This is a genomic window from Microbacterium terrae, assembly GCF_017831975.1.
Taxonomy (GTDB): domain Bacteria; phylum Actinomycetota; class Actinomycetes; order Actinomycetales; family Microbacteriaceae; genus Microbacterium; species Microbacterium terrae.
On sequence record NZ_JAFDSS010000001.1, the window covers coordinates 2,556,138 to 2,579,580 of the forward strand.

Below are 23,443 nucleotides of genomic sequence, written 5' to 3' on the forward strand. Positions count from 1 at the left end.
GCGTCACAGGCGGAAACCGACGGGAAACGTGAAGTCGCCAGGATCGGTCCACGGGGCCGCTCCCATCGACGCCACCCCGGAGGTCCTCACCCGAGGGATCAAGTCGATACGGACGGAGACACGATGACGACGGTACGCGCGGCCATCTCGCAGACCACCTGGACGGGCGACAAGGCGTCGATGCTCGACAAGCACGAGGGGTTCGCGCGGGATGCCGCCGCCCAGGGCGCGCAGGTCGTGTGCTTCCAGGAGCTCTTCTACGGCCCGTACTTCGGGATCACGCAGGACAAGAAGTACTACCGCTTCGCCGAGCAGGCCGACGGCCCCATCGTGCAGCGCTTCGCCGCCCTCGCGAAGGAGCTCGGCGTGGTCACCGTGCTGCCCATCTACGAAGAGGCCGAGACCGGGGTCTACTACAACACGTCGGTGCTCGTCGACGCCGACGGCACCGTGCTCGGCAAGTACCGCAAGCACCACCTGCCGCACCTCGACCGGTTCTGGGAGAAGTTCTACTTCCGTCCGGGCAACCTCGGCTATCCGGTCTTCGAGACGGCGGTCGGTCGCGTCGGCATGTACATCTGCTACGACCGCCACTTCCCCGAGGGGTGGCGCGAGCTGGGCCTGAACGACGCGCACATCGTCTTCAACCCGAACGCCACCAAGCCCGGCCTGTCGAACCGGCTGTGGGAGGTCGAAGGCCCCGCGGCAGCGGTCGCGAACGGATACTTCGTGCTGCAGCCGAACCGGGTCGGCCGGGAGGACAACGAGTACGGCGACCTCGCGGTGGACTTCTACGGCACCAGCCAGGTGATCGATCCACGCGGCAACTTCGTCGGGGAGCGCGGCTCGGGCGAGCACGAGGAGCTCCTGGTGCGCGACCTCGACATGAACATGGTGCTCGAGATGCGCGACGACTGGCAGTTCTACCGCGACCGCCGCCCCGACTCGTACACGAAGATCGCGAAGCCCTGACGAATGACTGGTATCGGTCGTTGAGCGAGCGCAGCGAGTCGAAACGCGCCACCGGCGTCGACGTTTCGTCTCGGTCGCTTCGCTCCCTCGCTCAACGACCGGGGAACGGAGAATCATGACCACCACACTCATCACCGGCGGAACCGTCGTCTCGGCCACCGGGCGCGGCGAAGCCGATGTGCTCATCGACGGCGAGACCATCGTCGCGGTGCTCGCACCCGGTTCGACGCTGCTCGGCACCGACCTCGCGGCATCCGTCGACACCGTGATCGACGCCACCGGCAAGTACGTCATCCCCGGCGGCATCGACGCCCACACCCACATGGAGCTGCCGTTCGGCGGCACCAACGCGTCGGACACGTTCGAGACCGGCACGCGCGCCGCCGCGTGGGGCGGCACGACGAGCATCATCGACTTCGCGGTGCAGCGCTACGGCGAGCGCGTGCAGGACGGCCTGGCCGCCTGGCACGAGAAGGCCGCAGGCAACTGCGCCATCGACTACGGGTTCCACCAGATCATCGGCGGCGTCGACGACGACTCGCTGTCGGCGATGCGGGGCCTGCTCGACGAGGGCATCTCGAGCTTCAAGCTGTTCATGGCCTACCCCGGCGTCTTCTACTCCGACGACGCGCAGGTGCTGAAGGCGATGCAGGTGTCGGCCGAGACCGGCCTCCTCACGATGATGCACGCCGAGAACGGCCCCGCGATCGACGTGCTCGCCGCACAGCTGGCCGAAGCCGGCAAGAAGGCGCCGTACTACCACGGCATCGCCCGCGCCTGGCAGATGGAGGAGGAGGCCACGCACCGCGCCATCATGCTGGCGAACCTCACCGGCGCCCCGCTGTACACGGTGCACGTGAGTGCGAAGCAGGCCGTCGACCAGATCGCCTGGGCCCGCGACCAGGGCTGGAACGTCTTCGGCGAGACCTGCCCGCAGTACCTGTACCTCTCGCTCGAGGAGCAGCTCGGCGCATTCAGCGAGGAGTGGGGCCAGTTCGAGGGCGCCAAGTGGGTGTGCTCCACGCCGCTGCGGAGCAAGGGCGACGGCCACCAGCACCACATGTGGCAGGCGCTGCGCACCAACGACATCCAGATGGTCTCGACCGACCACTGCCCCTTCTGCATGAAGGGGCAGAAGGAGCTCGGGAAGGACGACTTCCGCAGCATCCCGAACGGCATCGGCTCGGTCGAGCACCGCATGGACCTCATGTACCAGGGCGTCGTCACCGGCAAGATCACGCTCGAGCGGTGGGTCGAGCTCACCTCCACCACCCCGGCGCGCATGTTCGGGCTGTACGGGCGCAAGGGCGTGATCCAGCCCGGCGCCGACGGCGACGTGGTCGTCTACGACCCGAACGGGCACACCACCATCTCGGCGGCGACCCACCATATGAACATGGACCACTCCGCCTGGGAGGGCTACGAGATCGACGGCCACGTCGACACCGTGATCTCGCGCGGCAAGGTCGTCGTCGACGGCGGCGTGTACCTCGGCGCGAAGGGCGACGGGCGGTTCCTGAGACGCGGCCTCAGCCAGTACCTCATCTGACCGTTTCGTCTCGCTTCGCTCGCTCGACGACCGAGGGGCGGCACACCCCGGTCGTTGAGCGAGGAGCGAAGCGACGAGACGAAACGTCGCAAACCTAGGAGCAACCATGGACTTCGGAGTCGTCCTCCAGACCAATCCGCCCGCGGCGCGCACCGTGCAGCTGGCGAAGCTCGCCGAGGCGCACGGCTTCAGCCACGTGTGGACCTTCGACTCGCACCTGCTCTGGCAGGAGCCCTACGTGATCCACTCGGCGATCCTCGCCGAGACCAAGCGGGTCATGGTGGGGCCGTTCGTGACGAACCCCGCAACGCGGGACTGGACGGTCACGGCATCCGTCTTCGCCACCCTCAACGAGATGTACGGCAACCGCACCGTGTGCGGCATCGGCCGCGGCGACTCGGCCGTGCGCGTCACCAACGGCAAGCCGGTGACGATGCGCGAGCTGCGCGAGTCGATCCATGTGATCCGCGAGCTCGGCAACTCGCGCGCCGTCGAGTACCACGGCGCGACCCTGCAATTCCCGTGGAGCCGCGGCTCGGAGCTCGAGGTGTGGGTCGCCGCGTACGGCCCGCTCGCGCTCGCGCTCACGGGCGAGGTGGGCGACGGGTTCATCCTGCAGCTCGCCGACGTCGACATCGCCGCGTGGATGATCAAGACGGTGAAGGATGCCGCAGCCGCCGCCGGGCGCGACCCCGAGTCGCTGCAGTTCTGCGTGGCCGCGCCGATGTACATCGGCGACGACCGGGAGCACATGCGCGAGCAGTGCCGGTGGTTCGGCGGCATGGTCGGCAACCACGTCGCCGACATCGTCGCCAAGTACGGCCACCACGGCGAAGGCGTGCCCGAGGCGCTGACCGACTACATCGAGCGGCGCACCGGCTACGACTACAACACGCACGGCAAGAGCGGCAACGACCACGTCGACTTCGTGCCCGACGAGATCGTGGAGCGCTTCTGCATCCTCGGCACCGCCGACGAGCACATCGCCAAGCTCGAGCAGCTGCGCGCGCTGGGGGTGACCCAGTTCGCCGGATACCTCCAGCACGACAACAAGGAGGAGACGATGCGGGTCTACGGCGAGACCGTCATCCCGGCGCTGCAGACCCACGTCACGGCGAAGTCGTGACGACGGCTCCCCCCGCAGACGCGCCGCCCAGCGGCATCCGTCGCCCCGACCGTGACACCCGCGGCCTGTTCGCGGCGATGTGGGGTGTGATCGGCGTCGTCGCGGTGATCGTCATCTGGGAGCTCTACAAGTTCCTCGGTCCCGCCGAGGGCGTGGTGATCTGGGCGGTCGAGGGAGAAGCCGGATCGGGCGTGATCATCCTCCCCCGCACCCACGACCGCGCGATGCCGCACGTGTGGGACATGGTCGCGCGCCTGTTCGAGCCGACCAGCGGCGGCGACACCCCCGCGCTCTGGGTGACCGTCGCGCAGGCGGCGCTCGTGACTCTCGGCATCGCGGCCGTCGGCTGGCTGATCGGCGTCATCGTCGGCGCACTCCTCGGACTCGCGATGCAGCGCTGGCGGCTCGTCGAGTGGGGCCTGCTGCCCTGGGTCGTGGTGAGCCAGATCGTGCCGCTCATCGCGTTCGCCCCGGTGGTCAACGCCATCGGCAACCAGATCGACCGGGGCGGCACCCCCTGGCCGCAGTGGCTGTCGGTGGCTGTGATCGCGTCGTACCTCGCCTTCTTCCCCGTGGCGATCGGCGTGCTCCGCGGGCTCGACGCCCCCGACCGCATCCACATCGACCTGATGCACACCTACGCCGCCGGCTACTGGCCGACGCTCCTGCGGCTGCGGCTTCCCGCCGCGGTGCCGTACCTGCTGCCGGCGCTGCGCCTCGCCGCGGCCAACGCCGTGCTCGGCGCGGTCGTCGCCGAGGTGTCGATCGGCATGCGCGGCGGCATCGGCCGCATGCTCATCCAGCTCGCCGGGCAGGCATCGAGCGACCCGGCCGCGCCCTGGGGCCCGACGTTCGGCGCCATCGTGCTCGGACTCATCGCCGCCGGCTCCGTGGCCCTGCTCGGACTCTGGCTCAAGAACTACCGCAGAGGAGAGGCCACCGCATGAGCGCTGGACAGCCACAGGCATCGCACGACGGCACGGCGGCCGCGGCCGCGGTGCGGGTCGCCGAGGTCGGCAAGGTCTTCCCGACGAAGTCCGGCGAGGTCGTCGCGCTGACCGGAGTCGACCTCGAGGTCGCGGCCGGGGAGTTCGTATCTCTCATCGGCCCCTCAGGATGCGGCAAGTCGACGCTCCTGCGCCTCATCGCCGACCTCGACGAGGCATCCTCCGGCGCACTCGAGATCTTCGGCAAGCCGGCGCGGCGAGCGCGGCTCGACCAGGACTACGGCATCGCCTTCCAGCAGGCGGGTCTTCTCCCCTGGCGCACGGTCGCGGCGAACATCTCGCTCCCCCTCGAACTCAACGGCATCGGCAAGACCGCCCGAGCGGCTCGCGTCGCCGAGCTCGCAGAGCTCGTGGGCCTGACGGAGTTCATCGGCCACTACCCCGACCAGCTCTCGGGCGGGATGCAGCAGCGCGTGGCGATCGCCCGCGCCCTCGCAACGAGCCCGCGACTCCTCCTCATGGACGAGCCCTTCGGAGCCCTCGACGAGATGACGCGCGAGCACCTGCAGTCCGAGCTCTCGCGCATCGCTGCCGAGACGGGCGCCGCGGTCGTGTTCGTCACCCACTCGATCCCCGAGGCGGTCTTCCTCTCGGACCGGGTCGTCGTGATGAGCCCCCGGCCCGGACGCATCACCGAGGTCATCGAGACCGCCCTCGGCGCGTCCCGCGGCGAGGAGCTGCGCGAGGCGCCCGAGTACTACGAGCGCGTGACCGCGGTGCGCGAGGCGCTGCACGGCACGCGGCTCGAGAGGGCGAACGAACGATGACGGCGCAGGCGACGACGGATGCCGCGGCCCCGCGGCTCTCGCGCGGGGCGCGTGGTCAGCGCGGGGCGGGGGGCACGTCACGTGCTCTCCCGTCCTGGCTGCGGTTCGTGGCCCCGATCGTGGTGGGCGCCGTCATCGCAGTGCTGTGGAGCGCGTACGTCGCGTCGGGGGCGGCGCCGCGCATGCTCCCGAGCCCGGCCGCGATCGCCGAGGAGTTCGTGCTGCGGTGGGACATCATCTGGGAGGACATGCTGGTCACGGGGACGAACGCCCTGATCGGCCTCATCGCGGGCTCGATCATCGCGGTGCTTCTCGCAGGCCTGGCAGCGGCCGCACGCCCGATCGACGGCATGCTCGCTCCCCTCATCGCGGCGCTCGCCGTCATCCCGATCGTCGCCCTCACGCCGATCTTCAACACGATGTTCGGCGCCTCAAGCCAGTTCGGCCGCCAGGCGGTTGCGACGATCGCCGCGTTCATCCCGGTGTTCGTGAACGTGCTGCGCGGGCTCCGTCAGACCCGCGCCGTGCATCGCGACGTGCTGCGGGCATCGGCGGCCACGAGCGGTCAGACCTTCCGCCACCTCACGCTCCCGACCGCGCTCCCGTACCTGATGACGGGCCTGCGCATCGCCTCATCGCTCGCGGTCATCGCCGCGCTCGTCGCCGAGTACTTCGGCGGTCCGGCCGACGGCATCGGCACCGCGATCGCCACGTACGCCAAGTCGGGACGCGCCGACCTCGCGTGGGCCTACGTGTTCGGCGGCATCCTCATCGGCCTCGCCTTCTTCCTGGTCACCTCGCTGCTCGAGCGCCTGGTGACGAGAGGAGACGCCGGCTCCTGAGCGCCGCTCGTGACCGGCATCGCAACACCTGCACCACCGACCCGAAAGGACCAGCATGAGACACAGCACCCAGCGCGGCCTCGCCGCAGCATCCATCGCCGCTGTTTCGGCACTCGCGCTCGCCGCGTGCACAGGCGGATCGACGCCCGACACGTCGTCCTCGGGCGACGCGGAGGACTTCGAACCGCTCACCGAGATCTCACTCCAGCTGCAGTGGCTGCCCCAGGCGCAGTTCGCCGGCTACTACGTCGCTCTCGACCAGGGCTACTTCGAGGAGGAGGGTTTCGACACCGTCGACATCATCCCCTCGGGCGGCGACATCGTGCCCCAGGACGCCCTCATCGCGGGCGACGCCGACTTCGCCGTCGCCTGGGTGCCGAAGGTGCTCGGCTCGCTCGAGGCCTCGGGCGTCGAGCTGACCGACATCTCGCAGGTGTTCCAGAAGTCGGGCACCCTGCAGGTGTCGTGGGCCGGCGACGGCATCGAGTCGGTCGCCGACTTCGAGGGCAAGCGCATCGGCTCGTGGGGCTTCGGCAACGAGTGGGAGATCTTCGCGGCCATGGCCGCGGACGGCCTCGACGCGAGCTCGGTGTCGATCACGACACAGGGCTTCGACATGAACGCCCTGCTCGACCGCGACGTCGACGCCGCCCAGGCCATGACGTACAACGAGTGGGCGCAGATCCTCGAGGTGGTGAACCCCGACACCGGTGAGCTGTACCAGCCCGAGGACTTCGACGTCGTGAGCTACGAAGACACCGAGGGCGCCATGCTGCAGGACGCCATCTGGGCCGACACCGAGCGCCTCTCCGACCCGGCCTACGCCGACGCCGCGGTGCGGTTCCTCAAGGCCGTCACCAAGGGGTGGGTCTTCGCGCGCGACAACCCCGAGGAGGCCGCCGGGATCGTCTTCGACATCGCCTCCACCGCCGAGCTCGCCTACCCGGTCGGCCCGACCCACCAGCTGTGGCAGATGAACGAGGTCAACAAGCTCATCTGGACCGGCGCCGACTTCGGTCTCGTCGACTCCGCAGCCTGGGACAAGACGGTCGCCGGTGCGCTTTCGGCGGTGAACCAGGATGGCCTCGAGCTCATCACCACCGAGCCCGCCGAGTCGGCCTACTCCAACGAGTACATGCAGCAGGCGCTCGACGAGCTCTCGGACGAGGGCGTCGAGGTCGGCGGCGAGTACACGCCCATCGAGGTCACCCTCACCGAGGGCGGCCAGTAGGAGCGGTCGGGGGCGTTTCGTCTCGCTTCGCTTGCTCAACGACCGGGGGGTCATTCGCTCCCCGGTCGTTGGGAGAGGAGCGCAGCGACGAGACGGAACGCCCTTGACCCGCCGGCCCAGAACGGGGAACGTGTCGCCATGACCGAAGAAGATCTCGACGCCCGCGCGAAGCGACTCGACCGCGCCCACGTCTTCCACTCCTGGTCGGCGCAGGCCGGCCTCGACCTGCCCGTCGTCGCCGGCGGCTCGGGCGCCGTCGTGTGGGATCACGCCGGCACCAGGATGCTCGACTTCTCGAGCCAGCTCGTCAACGTGAACATCGGGCACCAGCATCCCGCCGTCGTCGACGCGATCCGCGAGCAGGCCTCAGCGCTCGCCACCATCGGCCCGGCGACGGCGAACCTCCGGCGCGGCGAGGCCGCCGCCCGCATCGTGGCGAAGGCCCCGGCAGGCTTCTCGAAGGTGTTCTTCACCAACGGCGGCGCCGACGCGAACGAGAACGCGATCCGCATGGCGAGGCTGCACACCGGTCGCGAGACGGTGCTGTCGACCTACCGCTCGTACCACGGCAACACGGGCGCCGCCATCATGGCGACCGGCGACTGGCGGCGGATGCCGAACCAGTTCGCGCACGGCCACGCCCACTTCTTCGGCCCGTACCTGTACCGCAGCGAATTCTGGGCGACGACGCCCGAGCAGGAGTCCGAGCGTGCGCTCCAGCACCTGCGCCGGGTGGTCCAGTCCGAGGGGCCGCAGACGATCGCGGCCATCCTGCTCGAGACGATCCCCGGCACCGCCGGCATCCTGCTCCCCCCGCCCGGCTACCTCGCCGGCGTCCGCGCACTCGCCGACGAGTACGGCATCGTGCTCATCCTCGACGAGGTGATGGCGGGCTTCGGCCGCTCGGGCCGGTGGTTCGCCTTCGAGGGCTACGACGTCGTGCCCGACCTCATCACCTTCGCCAAGGGCGTGAACTCGGGCTACGTGCCGGTCGGGGGCGTGATCATCTCCGACGAGATCGCCGCGACGTTCGACGAGCGCGTCTTCCCGGGCGGCCTCACCTACTCGGGGCATCCGCTGGCGGCGGCATCCATCATCGCCTCCATCGACGCGATGGACGGCGAGGGCATCGTCGAGAACGCCCGTCGCATCGGCGCCGAGGCGATCGGCCCGGCGCTGCACGACCTCGCGGCGCGGCATCCGCTCATCGGCGAGGTGCGAGGCGAAGGCGTGTTCTGGGCGATGGAGTTCGTCGCCGACCCCGCCACCCGCGCTCCCCTGCCTGCAGCCGGGATCGCCGCGCTCAAGAAGGAGATCGTCGCCCGCGGCGTCGTGCCCTTCGTCGCCGACAACCGCATCCACGTGGTGCCGCCGTGCGTCGTGACCGGCGATCAGGTGGCCGAGGCGGTCGCGGCGTACGACGCCGCCATCACCGCCGTCGAGGCATCCTGACGCCCCTCCGCCCCTCCCCTGCCGGCGAGGACGCGGGCGGAGTGCTAGATCCAGCCCTGCTCCCAGGCGCGCTCGGCGGCCTCATGGCGTGACGCCGCGTCGAGCTTCGTCATCGCCGACGAGAGGTAGTTGCGCACGGTCCCGGGAGCCAGATGCAGCCGATCGGCGATCTGCTGCACGCTGAGGGTCGATCGACTGTGGCGCACCACGTCGAGCTCGCGCTCTGTGAGCGGGCAGCGCTCGGCGCTCAGCGCGGTGGCCGCGATCTCGGGGTCGACGTAGCGCTTGCCGGCCGCCACGGTGCGGATGACGTCGGCGAGCTCCTCCGCGGGCGTGGACTTGGGCACGAAACCCGACACCTTCGACGCGAGCGCACGCCGCAGCACCCCGGGGCGCGCATGGCGGGTGACGATGACGACGCGGGTCGAGTGGGCGGCGAGGATGCGAGCGGCGGCCTCGAGCCCATCGGCCTCGGGCATCTCGAGGTCGAGCAGGCATACGTCGGGCAGGTGCTCCGCTGCCTGCTCGATCGCGATCCGGCCGTTCTCCGCCGTCGCGACGACCTCGATGTCGGGCTCGAGGCCGAGGAGTGCGACGAGCGCGCCGCGGATCAGGTGCTCGTCATCGGCGACGAGGAGACGGATGCGACGCGCCTCGGTCTCGCCGGCGGCGGCGACCCCCGTGCCGCCCGTGCGGCCCCCGGGACCCGCGCTGCCCGCGTCGCCCCCGGCGCTCACGCCGTCATCTCCGCGTCGACGGATGCTGCCGCTGCGCGGGCGGGCACCGTGGCCCGCACCGAGAAGCGGTGTCCGGCGGCATCCGCCACCACCGTGCCGCCGACTGCGGCGAGCCGGTCGCGCAGCCCGGCGAGCCCCGACCCGGCAGCAGCGGCGTCACCGGCAGCAGCCGCGTCACCGGCGGGATGGGCTCCGTCGTTCTCGATCTCGAGGACCCAGTCGCCCGCGCGCTCCGCCAGCGCGATCGACACCGCCTGCGCCTCACTGTGGCGGAGGATGTTGGTCGTGGCCTCGCGCACGACCGACGCGAGGGCGCTGCGGACGGCGGCATCGGTGGGGAGCGCGGCGATGCTGAGCGCGCAGGCCGCGCCCGAGGCGGTCAGCACCTCGCGGGCGTTCTCGAGCTCGTCGTCGAGCGACACCCGGCGGTAGCCGGCCACCAGCGACCGGGTCTCCTCGAGCGCCTGCTTCGCGATGACCCGCACCTCGTGGATGTTCTCGCGCGCGGCATCCGGATCACGTTCGAGCAGCCGCTCCGCGAGCTCGGACTTGAGCGAGATCACCTGCAGGTGGTGCCCCTGGATGTCGTGCAGGTCGGAGGCGAACCGCAGCCGCTCCTGGGCGACCGCCAGTTGGGCGGCAGTGCGGCGGTGCCGGTCGAGTTCGACCACGATCTGCCACCACCACACGCACGAGATCAGCATGAACGGCAGCAGGGCCGCATAGATCAGCGTCGGCCACGCGCCGGCGTCGGACGCGAACGCGAACGGGCCCCCCGCGATCGCCGCGGTCAGCCACGCGTGGGCGACCAGCACGGCAGCACCGGCAGCGACGACCCACCAGCGCAAGCGGCGCGATACGAGACATGCGACGAGGCACGTCGCCGCCCACAGCGCCGCGGCACCGGTGAAGCCCGTCGCCGGATCGAAGAGAGCCAGCACCCAGACGGCGAGCGCGGGGGCGACGAGACCGGCAGTCCACCCCGGGGCGGGAAGGCCGCCCGCCAGTCCCGACCGGAGGAACCAGCACCAGCGCACCTGCACACCCGTCGCGACCAGCTGCAGCACGATGATCACCGTGATGAGCGCGCCGGGCGCCTCGCCGAGCGACTCGAGCATCAGGAGCGCAACGAATGCGCCGAAGAATCCGATGAAGAAGACGATCGAGCCCAGCGTGTACAGCCACGTGTGGCGGACGCTCCGCGAGCTCTCTGTGGGCATGGCTTCGACAGTAGACCAGTGACAAATGTCATCGCCGCGGCGTGAGGAACCGCCCGCGAAGACGTGATGCCGCGACACTGCCGCCGGGCTCGCACACCTCGAAGGATGGAGTCATCGCCGGGGGCGGCATCCGTCCCCTCCACGACATCCGGCGTCCGCCGGGAGCACGTGAAACGCACGAGAGCAACACGAGAGGAACACACCATGATCGAGGCACTGCAGGACTTCGTCTCCGACTTCCCGACCTGGATGCAGTGGGTGGGCGTCATGCTCGTCTCGGCCATCCCCTTCGTCGAGTCGTACTTCGGATCGCTCATCGGCGTCGTCATCGGCCTCCCGCCGGTCGTCGCTGTCGCGGCCGCCGTCATCGGCAACGTGATCTCGATGCTCGCGTTCGTGATGAGCGCCCACGGCGTGCGCACCCGCGTCGTCGCCGGACGCAGCGGCGGGGTCGCCGTCGACGATCGCGAGCCCGAGGAGACGCCGCGGCGCCAGAAGCTGCGCCGCGCCTTCGACCGCTACGGGGTCGCCGGGGTGAGCCTGCTCGGTCAGACGATCCTCCCGAGCCAGATCACCTCGGCCGCGATGGTGTCGTTCGGCGCGAACCGCAACCTCGTCATCTTCTGGCAGACCATCTCGATCATCCTGTGGGGCGTCGTGTTCGCGATCCTCGCGACCCTCGGCGTGAACCTCACCCGCTGACGCGGCATCCGTCCCGCACTCGCGGTTCTTCCTGCCCCTTTCCCTTCCCGCGGAGGGGGAAGGGGCAGAAGGGCGAGGATGCCTCGGGGGTTGCGTGCGGGCGTCGGGGGCGCAGACTGGTACCGAACCCCCACGAGGGGCACTCGATGGAGAGGACGACGATGACCGACACCACGACCCTTGAGCGGACGACACCATCCGCCACCGCGATCGTCGAGCACTGGGTGGGAGGACGCCCCTGGGCGGGCGAGTCCGATCGCACCGGCGACGTGTTCGACCCGGCTCGGGGAGTCGTGCAGCGCCAGGTGCGCTTCGCGACGGCGGCCGACGTGGATCACGCCGTGGACGTGGCGACGGATGCGGCGGCCGCGTGGCGCTCCGCGAGCATCGCCAAGCGCCAGCAGGTGATGTTCGCATTCCGCGAGATCGTGAACGCCCGAAAGGACGAGCTGGCGGCGATCCTCACGAGCGAGCACGGCAAGGTTCTCTCCGACGCCCTGGGCGAGATCGCCCGCGGCCTCGAGGTGGTGGAGTTCGCGTGCGGCCTCGGTCACCTCACCAAAGGCGCGTACAGCGAGAACGTGTCGACCGGCATCGACGTCTACACGCTGCGCCAGCCGCTCGGCGTGGTGGGCATCATCAGCCCGTTCAACTTCCCGGCCATGGTGCCGATGTGGTTCTTCTCGGTCGCGCTCGCCGCCGGCAACGCCGTGATCCTCAAGCCGTCGGAGAAGGACCCGAGCGCGGCGAACTGGATGGCCGCTGCCCTCACCGAGGCAGGCCTCCCCGATGGTGTGCTCAACGTGGTGCACGGCGACAAGGTGGCGGTCGACGGGCTCCTCGAGCACCCTGAGGTGAAGGCGATCTCGTTCGTGGGATCCACCCCGATCGCGCGCTACGTGTACGAGACCGGCACCCGCAACGGCAAGCGCGTACAGGCGCTCGGCGGCGCGAAGAACCACATGCTCGTGCTGCCCGACGCCGACCTCGACCTCGCCGCCGACGCGGCGGTCAACGCCGGGTTCGGCTCGGCCGGCGAGCGCTGCATGGCGATCTCGGTCGTGCTCGCGGTCGACACGGTCGCCGACGCGCTGATCGACAAGATCTCCGACCGCATGGGGCGCCTGCGCACCGGCGACGGGACGCGCGGGTGCGACATGGGGCCGCTCATCACCGGCGCGCACCGCGACAAGGTCGCCTCCTACGTCGACGTCGCCGCCGAAGACGGGGCATCCGTCGTCGTCGACGGCCGCGGGATCGAGGTCGACGGCGACCCGAACGGGTTCTGGGTCGGCCCCACCCTCATCGACAGGGTGCCGACCACCTCGGCCGCCTACCGCGACGAGATCTTCGGACCGGTGCTCTCCGTCGTGCGCATCGAGGGCTACGAGGAGGGGCTCGACCTCATCAACTCCGGCGCCTTCGGCAACGGCACCGCGATCTTCACCAACGACGGCGGCGCGGCCCGGCGGTTCCAGAACGAGGTGCAGGTCGGCATGATCGGCATCAACGTGCCGATCCCCGTCCCGGTCGCGTACCACTCGTTCGGCGGCTGGAAGGCTTCGCTGTTCGGCGACGCCAAGGCCTACGGCCCGCACGGCTTCGAGTTCTTCACCGCCGAGAAGGCCGTCACCTCGCGCTGGCTCGACCCCTCGCACGGCGGGATCAACCTGGGCTTCCCGCAGCACACCTGAGGTGCGCGCCGCTCCACATCCCGCGAGCGGGCACTTCGACCCCGAACAGGCACGATCCGCACGTGATTCTCATGCCCGCTCGGAGCGGAAGCACCCGCTCGCGGGGGAAGAGGACCGGCCCATCGACCACGCGCGCGGCGCACGCCGCCCGCACGGATGTCGGCCGATGACGCGGACGGGCCGGGGCGCTGCCGCGCCGGGGTAGCGTGAAACGGTGACCACCGCCCCCACCTCGACCGTCCGCTGGGATGCCGTCTCCGCACCCCACGGCACCGCGGCCCTCCGCCACACGCACTGGCTCGACGCCACCCCGCGCGCCGTCGACGGTGCGCCGGGCGAATGGTGGGCCGAGGACGGCCGGGTGCACGGCCGCGGCCTCCCCGAGACGGGCACCGTCGACCTCGAGCCGTTCACCGGCGTGCGCGAGGCCGACCTCCTTCTGAAGGCCTTCGCCCGCACGGGGTCGCTGGCGCTGCGGGTCTACGACCCCGAGAATCCCGACCGCCTCGCTCTGCGCGGCATCGAGGCGTATCCGCGCGACGACGCGTGGGCGATCGCCGGCCGCTTCGTCGCCGCCGAGGACGGGGCGCAGGAGACCATCCTGAGCGTCGACGGACATGAGCGCACGGTCGCGGCGACCGGCTCGATCGAGCTCACCGTCGCGGGCGAGCCGGTGCATCTCACCGTGTCAGCCGACGGCGAGGGTTTCAGCGCCGTCATCGCCGACGCATCCGCCGCCGACGGTGCGTACCGATTCCGGTTCCTGCCGATCGCGGCGCCGACCGTCGACGGTGCGGTCACCGTCGACTTCAACGACGCGTACCTCCCGCCGTGCGCGTTCAGCGACCAGTATGTCTGCCCGCTGCCGCCGCCGGAGAACCGCCTCGCTGCCGCCGTCACCGCGGGCGAGAAGCGCGCGATCCGCGACTGATCCGCCGCACGAGCCCGCTCCCGCACGCCCGGCTCGGCGAACGCGCCGCCGCGTCTCAGCCTCAGAGCGCGACGAAGTGACCCGGTTCGACCTCGGTGAGCACCTCGGCGGCATCCGGCGCATCGGCAGCGGGCCGCGACGCGACGTGCGCCAGCCGCTCCCGTGCGCGTGCCGGGTCGGGCACGAGCACGGCTTCGAGGAGGCGCCGCGTGTACGGATGCCGCGGCGCGGCGAACAGCGTCGAGGTGGGGGCGAGTTCGACGATGCGTCCTCGACGCATCACCGCCGTCCGGTCGGCGATCTCGCGCACCACGGCGAGATCGTGCGAGATGAACACGTAGGTGAGTCCGAACCGCTGCTGCAGGTCCTGCAGCAGGTCGGTCACCTGCGCCTGCACCTGCATGTCGAGCGCCGAGACCGGCTCGTCGCACACGATGAGCCGTGGCCGCGGGGCGATCGCCCGGGCGATCGCGATGCGCTGCCGCTGCCCGCCGCTGAACGCCCGCGGACGCTTGTCGACGGCATCGCCCTCGATCCCGACCGCGGCGAGGGCTTCGCGCGCCGCGTCGCGGGCATCCGCCTTCGACAGCGCGCCCGCGACCTCGAGCGGCTCGAGCACGGACTGCAGGGCGGTGCGGTGCGGGTTGAGCGACGAGAACGGATCCTGATGGATCACCTGCATCCGCGCGTCGGGGTCGACGACGACGGACCCCGCCGTGGGGTTCTCCACCTGCAGGATGAGTCGTCCGAGCGTCGACTTCCCACTCCCCGACTCGCCGACGACGCCGACGGTCTCGCCGGCGTGCACGGTGAGGTCGACGCCGTCGACCGCTGCGAGCGTGCCGGTGACCCGGCCCCAGGCGCTTCGGACCGGGTACGTCTTGCGCAGATCCTGCACAGTCACGAGCGCGTCGGTCATTGCCCGCTCCGATCGGGTGCCGCCGCCAGGAGCGACCGGGTGTACGGATGCTGCGGCTCGGCGAACACCGTGTCGACGGGGCCGCGCTCGACGATCGCGCCGTCCTTCATCACCGCGACGGTGTCGCAGATCGCGGCCACGACGCCCAGGTCGTGGGTGACGATCACGATGGTGAGCCGTCGCTCGTCGCGCAGCTGCGCGAGGAGCGCCAGGATCTCGGCCTGGACCGTGGCGTCGAGCGCTGTGGTCGGCTCGTCGGCGAGGAGCAGCCGCGGTTCGGCGAGGAGGGCCATCGCGATCATCGCGCGCTGGCGGAGCCCGCCCGACAGCTCGTGCGGATAGCGCCCGAACACCCGCTCCGGGTCGGGCACGCGCGCCGCTGCGAGCGCCTCGATGGCACGCTTCTTCGCGTCGGCGCGCGACGACCTCCGCTGCCGCCGCGCCACCTCGACGAGGTGGGCGCCCACCCGCATCAGCGGATTGAACGAGGTCATCGGATCCTGGAACACCATCGCGATCGGCAGGCGGGCGGTGTCTGCGACGGGCTGCCCGTCGAACTCCGCGCGTTCCCAGGTGCGCGTGGACCCGTCGGGGAGGATGTCGGTGATCGCGCGCAGCAGCATCGACTTGCCCGAGCCGGACTCGCCGACGATGCCCACGACGGCTCCGACGGGCACGTCGAGCGACTGATCCTCGATGACCCGGAAGGTGCCGTGGGCGGCGGGCAGGTCGACGGTCAGCCCGTCGATGCGCAGCAGGCTCATGCGTCGCCCCTCTCGACGACGGTGCGGCGCAGCGCATCGCCCAGCACATTGAACGACAGCACGGTCGCGGTGATCAGCAGGCCGGGGATGAGCGCCAGCCAGGGGCTCCGCGCAAGGGAGCCCTGGGCGGTCTCGAGCAGGCTCCCCCACGACGCCATCGGCGGCTGGATGCCGAGCCCGAGGAAGCTGAGCGCCGCCTCGGTCAGCATCGCCGACGAGATCGTCGCGGCGGCGGCGACGATGATGGTCGGCGTCGCCTCGGGGAGCACGTGACGCCACACCACGCGCCGCGGCTTCTCGCGGAGGAACCGGGCGTAGCCGACGTAGGTGCGCTCCCGCAGCGACATCGCCTCGGCGCGCACGAGCCGGGCGGTCGGCATCCACGCGAACAGTCCGATGACGAGGATGATCGTCCACAGTCCGGGCCGCAGGAACACGCTCGCGACGATGACCAGCACCATCCACGGGATCGACGAGAGGAAGTCGACGAGCCGCATGAGCACCTCGTCGGTCGCGCCGCGGGCGTAGCCGGCGACGAGGCCGACCACGACGCCGATAGCGGTCGCGGTGAGCATGGCGAGAACGCCGACAGCGAGCGAGATGCGCCCGCCGTAGACGACGCGCGAGAAGTAGTCCCGGCCGAGCTCATCGGTGCCGAACCAGTGCTCCGCGCTCGGGGGCAGCCAGCGCGCGGCGAGGTCGGTGGTGGTCGGATCGAGCGGCAGCAGCGGCGCGAGCAGGCACACCAGCGCGAGCACTGCGAGGAAGCCGGCAGCCGCGATCGCGGGCGCGGATCGGAACGAGCGGGCACGCTGGCGCACGGCGGCGAGCGTCGTCGCGGCGGTCATCTCGCCCCTCCCAGCCTGATGCGGGGATCGACGACGACGTAGAGGATGTCGGCGATCAGGTTGCCGATGATCACGAGCACCGCAGACAGCAGCAGCACGGCGAGGATCACGGGGTAGTCGAGGCTGCGCGTCGCCGTGAGGAAGTACGGGCCGATCCCCGGCCAGGCGAACACCGACTCGGTGACGATGGCGCCGGTGACGAGCAGCGGCAGCGCGAGCCCCAACTGCGTCACGACGGGGAGCAGCACGTTGCGGCTGACGTGGGTGCCGAGGATGCGGGTGCGCGATGCGCCGTACGCCCGCTGGACGAGCACGTAGTCCTCGCCGGTCTGCGAGATCGTCGCCGAGCGCACGTAGCGCGCGAGCTCGGGGAAGAAGGCGACGACGAGCACCGTGAAGGGCAGCACGAAATGCTGCAGGAAGTCGAGGGGGTCGCCCTGCTTGCCGACGGAGTGCATGCCGATGATCGGGAACCAGCGGAGCACGTACCCGAAGACGTAGATGAGCAGCAGCGCGAACCAGAACGACGGCGTCGCGATGCCGATGCCGGCCGCTCCGTCGATGATGCGGTCGGTGAACCGGCCGCGGCGGCTGCCGGCGAGGAGGCCGAGCGCGACGGCGAGGACCAGGGCGGTCAGGTATGCCGGAGCGACCAGCACGATCGTGTTCGGGATGCGGGCGGCGAGTTCGGCCGCGATCGGCTGGCGGCTGGTGAGCGAGAACCCGAAGTCGCCCTGCACGACGTTCCCGAGCCAGTACGCGTACTGGGCGAGCACGGGCTGGTCGAGGCCGTACCGTTCGCGGATGATCGCGACGGTCTCGTCCGACATGCTCGGCGTGGTGATCGAGTCGACCACGTCGTACGGCGCGAGCTGGATCAGCAGGAACACCAGCAGCGTGAGGGCGAGCAGCATCGGCACGACCTGCAGCAGGCGGCGCGCGATGAACCTGAGCACGGGGTGTTCCTTCGGGGTGGGACGTGCGGATGCCGCGGACCGCACCTGGGCGGGTCCGCGGCATCCGGTGGATCACTTCTCGGTCAGCAGACCGAAGTTCTCCAGAGTGTAGATCGGCACGAGGCGGGCGTCCTCGACGCCGCCGATGCGCGAGTTCACGGCGAGGATCTTGAGGTTGTCCGCGAGCGGGTAGATCACGGCGTCCTCGGCGATCTGGGCCTGGAGGTCGGCGTAGACGTCGGCGCGCGCAGCTGCGTCGAGCTCGACCGCTCCCGCGTCGAACAGCGCGTCGGTCTCGGGGTTCGAGTACGAGAAGTAGTTCGCCGAGGCGCCGGTGCGGTACAGCAGGCTGTACGCATCGGGGTCCTGCCCCATGATGTAGCCGCCGAGGAACGCGTCGTACTGCGAGTCGGCGCCCTTCTCGATCTCGGCGTACACCGCTGCCGGCTCCACACCGGCGAGCTCCACCGTGATGCCGGCATCCTGCAGCTGCTGCTGGATGAGGGTGGCCTGCGTCGTCTGCGCGGGGTCGGCCCCGGCGTACGCGAGGGTGAAGGTGAGGCCCTCGGCGCCGGCGCCCTCGAGCAGCGACGCGCTCTTGTCGGCATCCTGCTCGTACGTCTCGACGTCGTCGGTCGCGAATGGATTCGACGGCGGGAGGATCGTGTACGCGTTCTCGTAGTAGTCCGACGAGAGGAACGCGGCGGTGTTGATGTCGTCGCGGTTCAGCGCGAAGAAGATCGCCTGGCGCACCTCGGGGTCGGTGAGGGTCGCTGCATTGAGGCCGAGGTACGCGACGCGTCCTTCGGCGTAGGGGTACACGTCGAGACCGGAGGCCTCGAGCTCGTCGATCTGATCGGCCGTCACGAACGACGCGTCGGCCTCGCCGGTCTGCAGCGCCGTCTTCACCGTGTCGGCGTTGGCGACGATGCGCAGCGTGAGGTTCTCGATGTTCGCCGGCTCGCCGTAGTAGTTCTCGTTCGCCTCGAACGTGAGGTACTGGCCGCGCTCGTACTCGGTGAGCGCGTACGGGCCCGAGCCCACCGCGATCGGGTCGAGCTCTGCGCCCGAGAAGTCGGTGACATCGCCGTAGACGTGCTCGGGGATGATGTACGTCTCGGTCGCGATGTTGCTGAGGGCAGCGGCGCTGATCGACGGCAGGTGGAAGACGACGGTCTGCTCGTCCTCGGCGGTGGCGGTGATGGGCTGGTCGCCGATCCACAGCAGGTCGGCGTTGCCGTTCTCCTTGACCGCCTTCTGCGTGTACGTGAACACGACGTCGTCAGCCGTGAGCGGCTCGCCGTCGGACCACAGCAGGTCGTCCTTCAGCGTGACGGTGACCGAGAGGCCGTCGGCGGCGGGCTCGATCGACTCTGCGAGCTCGTTGACGACGGTGCCGTCGCCCTCGACGCGGGCCAGCGGCGAGTAGATGAGGTTCGTGACGGTGAGGCCCCAGCGGTCGCTGACGTTGATGGGGTTCAGCGAGCTCGGGTCGCTCGCGATCACGTAGGTGAACTCGCCCGTCGCCGCCGAATCGCCGTCGGCGTCGGGGGTCGAGGTGGTCGGAGCGCACGCGGTGATCGCCAGCGCTGCAGCCGCGGTGATGGCTGCCAGTGCGAATCGTCTCTTGGTCATGGAATCCTCAGCTGTCGAAGTGCGCGAACGCGCCCGACAAGGCTAAGCGGATTGCACGATGAGCCATTCCCGGAGGTTTCGTTCTGTGACATCCGGCGTCGGCTCGTGACGCGGGATGCACCCAAATCGAGGGTCAGGCAGGGAGCAGGGGACGGTTCTCGTAGAACGTCTGCAGCACGACGGTGGTGCGGGTGTTGACGGATGCCGCCTGCCGGATGTCTCGGATCAGGGTCTCGAGGTGCCGGGGCGAGGTCACCCGCACGAACAGGATGTAGCTCGCATCGCCGGCGATCGAGTGGCACGCCTCGATCTCGGTGAGGTGCTCCAGCATCTCGGGGGCATTGTCGGGCTGCCCGGGATCGAGGGGCGTGATCTCGATGAACGCCGACAGCGGCTTGCCCACCGACTCCGCATCGAGCGTGGCGCGGTAGCCGGTGATCACACCGCGCGACTCGAGTCGGCGCAGCCGCGCCTGCACTGCCGAGACCGAGAGCCCGACGGCGGCCGAGAGGTCTGCAAGAGTCGCACGGGCATCGAGCGAGACCGCCCGGACGATCCCGGCGTCGATGTCGTCGTCGATGTGGGCCATGACGCCCAGGGTAACAGCGCGGAGTGGCCCAGACCGGAAACTTTCCTGCGGAAACATGGATGATGCGGAAGTTCTCTAGAATCGACCCGTACCCGCACTCCTCAGATCGGAGGTTCCCATGTCCTTCAACTCCGTCTCCGCCCGGACGGCCATCGTCGGCGAACCCGAGGTCGTCGAGGACGTCGAGGTGCACCCCGCGTGGCTGAGCCTCAAGGCCGCCGCGACCGCCCTGCAGGCGATCCAGCACCAGGACGGGTCGATCCCGGATGCCGCCGACCACACTGCGGCCCGCACCCACGTCGACGCCATCGTCGGAGCGATCACGGCGCTGCGCCCGCTCTTCCCCCACGACGACGCCTACCTCGCGGCATCCGTCGCCGACTTCCGCCGCTGGGCCGACGGCGGGTTCGCGGTGCCCGACTTCCTCGACTCGCTGAACGCCTTCCAGCCGCAGCAGCAGCGCGTCGACGGCATCCGTCATCTCGTCGTGTTCCCGATGTACACGCAGAACGGCTCGAGCGATCGCCACATCGAGGCCGTCCTCGTCGAGGTGATCTGGCCCGAGTTCATCGCGCGCCTCGAGACCGAGTACTCCAATCGCCTCTTCGTCTCGCTGCGGTTCCTCGACTTCACGCCCGGCTACGACACGAACTCGGCGGTGCTCTTCCCCGAGACCGTCGCGATGCGCGAGATCCCGGCGTTCACGTGGGGCGCGATCTTCCAGGACCGCGAGGCGGCGCGCTACCGCCGGGTCGTGCGTGCGGCATCCGCGATCACGAAGCTCGATCTGCCCGACGACGCCGCGCGCATGCTCGACGATCAGGAGCTCACCGAGAAGACGTTCGTGATGTGGGACATCATCCACGACCGCACCCACATGCGCGGCGACCTCCCCTTCGACCCGTTCATGATCAAGCAGCGCATGCCGTACTTCCTGTACTCGCTCGAGGAGCTGCGCTGCGACCTCACCGCGTTCCGCGAGTGCGTCGCCATCGAGCGGCGCCTGTCGGCGCGGTCGGATGCCGCGGGCGGCGAGCGCGTCGAGCCGTTGGACGCCGCCGAGGCCGAGATGCTCGTGCACGCGAAGCTCGTGCAGTACGCGGTGATCTTCGACCGCATCTTCCGCTTCGCGATCACTGGCACGCGCACCCGCAACTACGACGGCGTCGGCGGTCAGCTGCTGTTCGCCTGGCTGCACCAGCGGGGCGTGCTGCACTGGACCGACACCTCGCTCGCGTTCGACTGGGACGAGGTTCCGGCCGCGGTCGTCGCCCTCGGCGAGGCGATCGACGACCTCTACTGGCGCTCCATCGACCGCCCGAAGACGGCGCACTGGCTGGCCGCCTACGACCTCGTGCGCGCGACGCTCACCCCGAACCCCGCGTCGGCGTGGGCGCAGGGACTCCCCGCAGAGGTGCTCGCCGGAGCGCCGAAGGGGTACACCGACGCCGTGCTCGACGACGAGTTCCCGCTGTCGATGTTCTACGAGGCGCTCGAGAAGAAGATGCGCGACGTGATCGCCTCCACCGCCGGCATCGTCGGTACCGATGCCTGAGACGCCCGCCGCTCCCCCCGGAGCCGTCACGAGCGGCGCTCGATCCCCGGTCGTTGAGCGAGCGGAGCGAGACGAAACGCCCGCCGTCGCCGGACGGCTCGTGCTGATCGCCGGGGCGACCAGCGCCTCCGGCACCGCGGCCGCGCGCGCCCTCGTGGCGGCGGGAGCGCGGGTCGTCGCCGTCGGTCGCGACAGCGGGCGCCTCGACGCCCTGGCCGCGGACGTGCGGACGACGGATGCCGCCGGCAGCGTCCGCACCGAGGTGTGCGACCTCGGCGACGAGGCATCCGTCACCGCTCTCGCCGGTCGCATCCATGCGGCCGACGGCCCGGTCGACGGCGTGCTGCACCTCGTCGGCGGTTGGCGGGGCGGCGGCGGGCTCGCCGGCCAGACCGACGCGGACTACCGGTTCCTCGAAGGCTCGTTCACGGCGCTGCGGCACGTCACGCGCGCCTTCGACGCCGACCTGCGGGAATCGGATGCCGCGCGCCTGGCGATCGTGTCATCGACGGCGCTCGATCGCCCGCTCGCCGGCGGCGCGAACTACGCCGCGGTCAAGGCCGCGTCGGAGGCGTGGGCACGCGCTGTCGCGCAGGGCTTCGCCACGGCGGCCCGCGATGCCGGTGCGCCGCTGCGCGCGGCATCCGTCGTCTTCCGCGTGAAGACCCTCGACGGACTGGAGTCCCGTCTCGCAGGCGCCTACACGGCGCTGTGGAACGCCGACGCCGCGGCCGTCAACGACACCGTCATCGACCTCAGTCGCGCCTGATCGCCGTGCCGCGGGCGGCGTCGGCCACCGGCATCCGAGGTGCCCGCCCACGGGCGCGGCACCTCGGACCACGAACTAGATTGGACAACCGTGACCACCCTGCATGACCCCAGCGTCCGCGGCTTCGCCTCCGACAACTACTCCGGCATCCACCCCGAGGTTCTCGCGGCCATCACCGCGGCCAACGACGGGCACCAGGTCGCCTACGGCGAAGACGTCTACACGGAGCGGCTGCAGGATCTCGTGGCGCGCCACTTCGGCGAGGGCACCGAGGCGTTCCCCGTGTTCAACGGCACCGGCGCGAACGTCGTCGGCCTGCAGTCGATGCTCCCCCGCTGGGGCGCTGTGATCTCGGCCTCGACCGCGCACATCAACGTCGACGAGGGCGGCGCGCCCGAGCGGGTGGGTGGCATCAAGATCCTGAACGTGCCGACCGACGACGGCAAGCTCACCCCCGACCTCATCGACCGCGAGGCGTGGGGCTGGGGCGACGAGCACCGCGCCCAGCCGCTGGTGGTCTCGATCACGCAGTCGACCGAGCTCGGAACCCTCTACACCGTCGACGAGGTGCGCACGATCGCCGACCACGCGCACGCCCACGGCATGCACCTGCACATGGACGGCGCGCGCATCTCGAATGCGGCGGCTTCGCTCGACGTGCCGCTGCGCGCGTTCACGCGCGACGCCGGGGTCGACGTGCTGAGCTTCGGCGGCACCAAGAACGGCGCGATGCTGGGCGAGGCCGTCGTCGTGCTCACGCCCGAGGCTGCCACGGGGCTGAAGTACCTGCGCAAGCTCGACATGCAGCTCTCATCGAAGATGCGCTTCGTCTCGGCCCAGCTGGTCGCGCTCCTCGAGGGCGACCTGTGGCTGCGCAACGCGCGCCACTCCAACGCGATGGCGCAGCGCCTGCGCGCCGGCGTCGAGGCCGGTCTCGCCGACGGCTCGATCCACGGCGTCTCGTTCACCCAGCCGACGCAGGCCAACGGCGTCTTCGCGACCCTGCCCGAGGGCGTGGCCGATCGCCTGCGCGAGTCGTTCCGCTTCTACGACTGGGATGCCGCTCGCAGCGAGGTGCGCTGGATGTGCTCGTTCGACACCTCGGAGACCGACATCGACGCGTTCATCGCCGCGATCGCGCGGGAGACCTCGGCCGTCTGAGCCGGTTTCGTCGCGGC

At 70.4% G+C, this 23,443-nt stretch carries 22 protein-coding genes; 14 read left to right on the forward strand and 8 right to left on the reverse strand.

Annotation, left to right across the window (positions count from 1 at the left end; all coding sequences use genetic code 11):
- Window positions 1-123: 123 nt before the first annotated feature.
- The 8 genes from JOD63_RS11745 (at window position 124) to JOD63_RS11780 (ending at window position 8,946) form a co-directional block, all read left to right on the forward strand.
- On the forward strand, window positions 124-972 hold the full coding sequence (locus JOD63_RS11745; RefSeq protein ID WP_045275930.1) for a nitrilase-related carbon-nitrogen hydrolase: 849 nt from the start codon (window positions 124-126) through the stop codon (window positions 970-972).
- A gap of 115 nt (window positions 973-1,087) precedes the next feature.
- Complete coding sequence (hydA, locus tag JOD63_RS11750) at window positions 1,088-2,521, forward strand: dihydropyrimidinase (protein ID WP_045275929.1); 1,434 nt, start codon at window positions 1,088-1,090, stop codon at window positions 2,519-2,521.
- Between the two features lie 106 nt (window positions 2,522-2,627).
- Window positions 2,628-3,647 (forward strand): TIGR03842 family LLM class F420-dependent oxidoreductase, encoded by a 1,020-nt coding sequence (locus JOD63_RS11755; protein WP_045275928.1) that lies wholly within the window; start codon window positions 2,628-2,630, stop codon window positions 3,645-3,647.
- A gap of 77 nt (window positions 3,648-3,724) precedes the next feature.
- Complete coding sequence (locus JOD63_RS11760) at window positions 3,725-4,594, forward strand: ABC transporter permease (RefSeq protein ID WP_045275975.1); 870 nt, start codon at window positions 3,725-3,727, stop codon at window positions 4,592-4,594.
- Complete coding sequence (locus JOD63_RS11765; protein ID WP_045275927.1) at window positions 4,591-5,421, forward strand: ABC transporter ATP-binding protein; 831 nt, start codon at window positions 4,591-4,593, stop codon at window positions 5,419-5,421. Before JOD63_RS11760 ends, JOD63_RS11765 begins: the two co-directional genes overlap by 4 nt.
- Window positions 5,418-6,263, forward strand: a complete 846-nt coding sequence (locus JOD63_RS11770; protein WP_045275926.1) for an ABC transporter permease — start codon at window positions 5,418-5,420, stop codon at window positions 6,261-6,263. Before JOD63_RS11765 ends, JOD63_RS11770 begins: the two co-directional genes overlap by 4 nt.
- A 55-nt stretch (window positions 6,264-6,318) precedes the next feature.
- Window positions 6,319-7,494, forward strand: a complete 1,176-nt coding sequence (locus JOD63_RS11775; protein ID WP_045275925.1) for an ABC transporter substrate-binding protein — start codon at window positions 6,319-6,321, stop codon at window positions 7,492-7,494.
- Window positions 7,495-7,632: 138 nt separating this feature from the next.
- On the forward strand, window positions 7,633-8,946 hold the full coding sequence (locus JOD63_RS11780) for an aspartate aminotransferase family protein (RefSeq protein WP_045275924.1): 1,314 nt from the start codon (window positions 7,633-7,635) through the stop codon (window positions 8,944-8,946).
- 44 nt (window positions 8,947-8,990) lie between these two features.
- On the opposite strand, the gene JOD63_RS11785 is transcribed toward JOD63_RS11780, so the two are convergent.
- Entirely contained in the window at window positions 8,991-9,590 is a 600-nt protein-coding gene (locus tag JOD63_RS11785; protein ID WP_045275974.1) for a response regulator transcription factor, read from the reverse strand.
- A gap of 89 nt (window positions 9,591-9,679) precedes the next feature.
- On the reverse strand, window positions 9,680-10,903 hold the full coding sequence (locus JOD63_RS11790) for a sensor histidine kinase (RefSeq protein ID WP_045275923.1): 1,224 nt from the start codon (window positions 10,901-10,903) through the stop codon (window positions 9,680-9,682).
- A gap of 204 nt (window positions 10,904-11,107) precedes the next feature.
- Between JOD63_RS11790 and JOD63_RS11795 the strand changes: the two genes are divergently transcribed.
- The 3 genes from JOD63_RS11795 (at window position 11,108) to JOD63_RS18250 (ending at window position 14,230) form a co-directional block, all read left to right on the forward strand.
- Entirely contained in the window at window positions 11,108-11,605 is a 498-nt protein-coding gene (locus JOD63_RS11795) for a hypothetical protein (protein ID WP_045275922.1), read from the forward strand.
- A 161-nt stretch (window positions 11,606-11,766) separates the two neighbouring features.
- Window positions 11,767-13,299 carry a CoA-acylating methylmalonate-semialdehyde dehydrogenase gene (locus tag JOD63_RS11800; RefSeq protein WP_045275921.1) on the forward strand — a complete coding sequence of 511 codons (1,533 nt, stop codon included), beginning with the start codon at window positions 11,767-11,769 and terminating at the stop codon, window positions 13,297-13,299.
- A gap of 214 nt (window positions 13,300-13,513) precedes the next feature.
- Entirely contained in the window at window positions 13,514-14,230 is a 717-nt protein-coding gene (locus tag JOD63_RS18250) for a DUF1684 domain-containing protein (protein WP_045275920.1), read from the forward strand.
- A 61-nt stretch (window positions 14,231-14,291) separates the two neighbouring features.
- Here the strand turns inward: JOD63_RS18250 and JOD63_RS11810 are convergent, their stop codons facing one another.
- The 6 genes from JOD63_RS11810 to JOD63_RS11835 all read right to left on the reverse strand — a co-directional run bounded on the left by JOD63_RS11810 (window position 14,292) and on the right by JOD63_RS11835 (window position 19,941).
- Window positions 14,292-15,149, reverse strand: a complete 858-nt coding sequence (locus JOD63_RS11810) for an ATP-binding cassette domain-containing protein (RefSeq protein WP_045275919.1) — start codon at window positions 15,147-15,149, stop codon at window positions 14,292-14,294.
- Window positions 15,146-15,913, reverse strand: coding sequence for an ABC transporter ATP-binding protein (locus tag JOD63_RS11815; protein WP_045275918.1), 768 nt, complete (start codon window positions 15,911-15,913; stop codon window positions 15,146-15,148). Before JOD63_RS11815 ends, JOD63_RS11810 begins: the two co-directional genes overlap by 4 nt.
- On the reverse strand, window positions 15,910-16,761 hold the full coding sequence (locus JOD63_RS11820; RefSeq protein WP_084613544.1) for an ABC transporter permease: 852 nt from the start codon (window positions 16,759-16,761) through the stop codon (window positions 15,910-15,912). Before JOD63_RS11820 ends, JOD63_RS11815 begins: the two co-directional genes overlap by 4 nt.
- Entirely contained in the window at window positions 16,758-17,717 is a 960-nt protein-coding gene (locus JOD63_RS11825) for an ABC transporter permease (RefSeq protein WP_045275917.1), read from the reverse strand. The genes JOD63_RS11820 and JOD63_RS11825 overlap by 4 nt, the downstream gene beginning before the upstream one ends.
- Before the next feature lie 72 nt (window positions 17,718-17,789).
- Window positions 17,790-19,352, reverse strand: a complete 1,563-nt coding sequence (locus JOD63_RS11830) for an ABC transporter substrate-binding protein (RefSeq protein WP_045275916.1) — start codon at window positions 19,350-19,352, stop codon at window positions 17,790-17,792.
- 133 nt (window positions 19,353-19,485) lie between these two features.
- A complete protein-coding gene (locus JOD63_RS11835) occupies window positions 19,486-19,941 on the reverse strand; it encodes an Lrp/AsnC family transcriptional regulator (RefSeq protein ID WP_084613543.1) in 456 nt (151 codons plus the stop codon).
- A gap of 118 nt (window positions 19,942-20,059) precedes the next feature.
- Here JOD63_RS11835 and JOD63_RS11840 point away from each other — a divergent pair, with 118 nt between their 5' ends.
- The 3 genes from JOD63_RS11840 to JOD63_RS11850 all read left to right on the forward strand — a co-directional run bounded on the left by JOD63_RS11840 (window position 20,060) and on the right by JOD63_RS11850 (window position 23,426).
- Entirely contained in the window at window positions 20,060-21,496 is a 1,437-nt protein-coding gene (locus JOD63_RS11840) for a DUF6421 family protein (protein ID WP_045275915.1), read from the forward strand.
- Window positions 21,489-22,265, forward strand: a complete 777-nt coding sequence (locus JOD63_RS11845; RefSeq protein ID WP_084613542.1) for an SDR family NAD(P)-dependent oxidoreductase — start codon at window positions 21,489-21,491, stop codon at window positions 22,263-22,265. The genes JOD63_RS11840 and JOD63_RS11845 overlap by 8 nt, the downstream gene beginning before the upstream one ends.
- 90 nt (window positions 22,266-22,355) lie before the next feature.
- The gene (locus tag JOD63_RS11850; protein ID WP_045275913.1) at window positions 22,356-23,426 is read left to right on the forward strand and encodes a threonine aldolase family protein; all 1,071 of its coding nucleotides are present in this window, start codon (window positions 22,356-22,358) and stop codon (window positions 23,424-23,426) included.
- The last annotated feature ends 17 nt before the right edge of the window (window positions 23,427-23,443 follow it).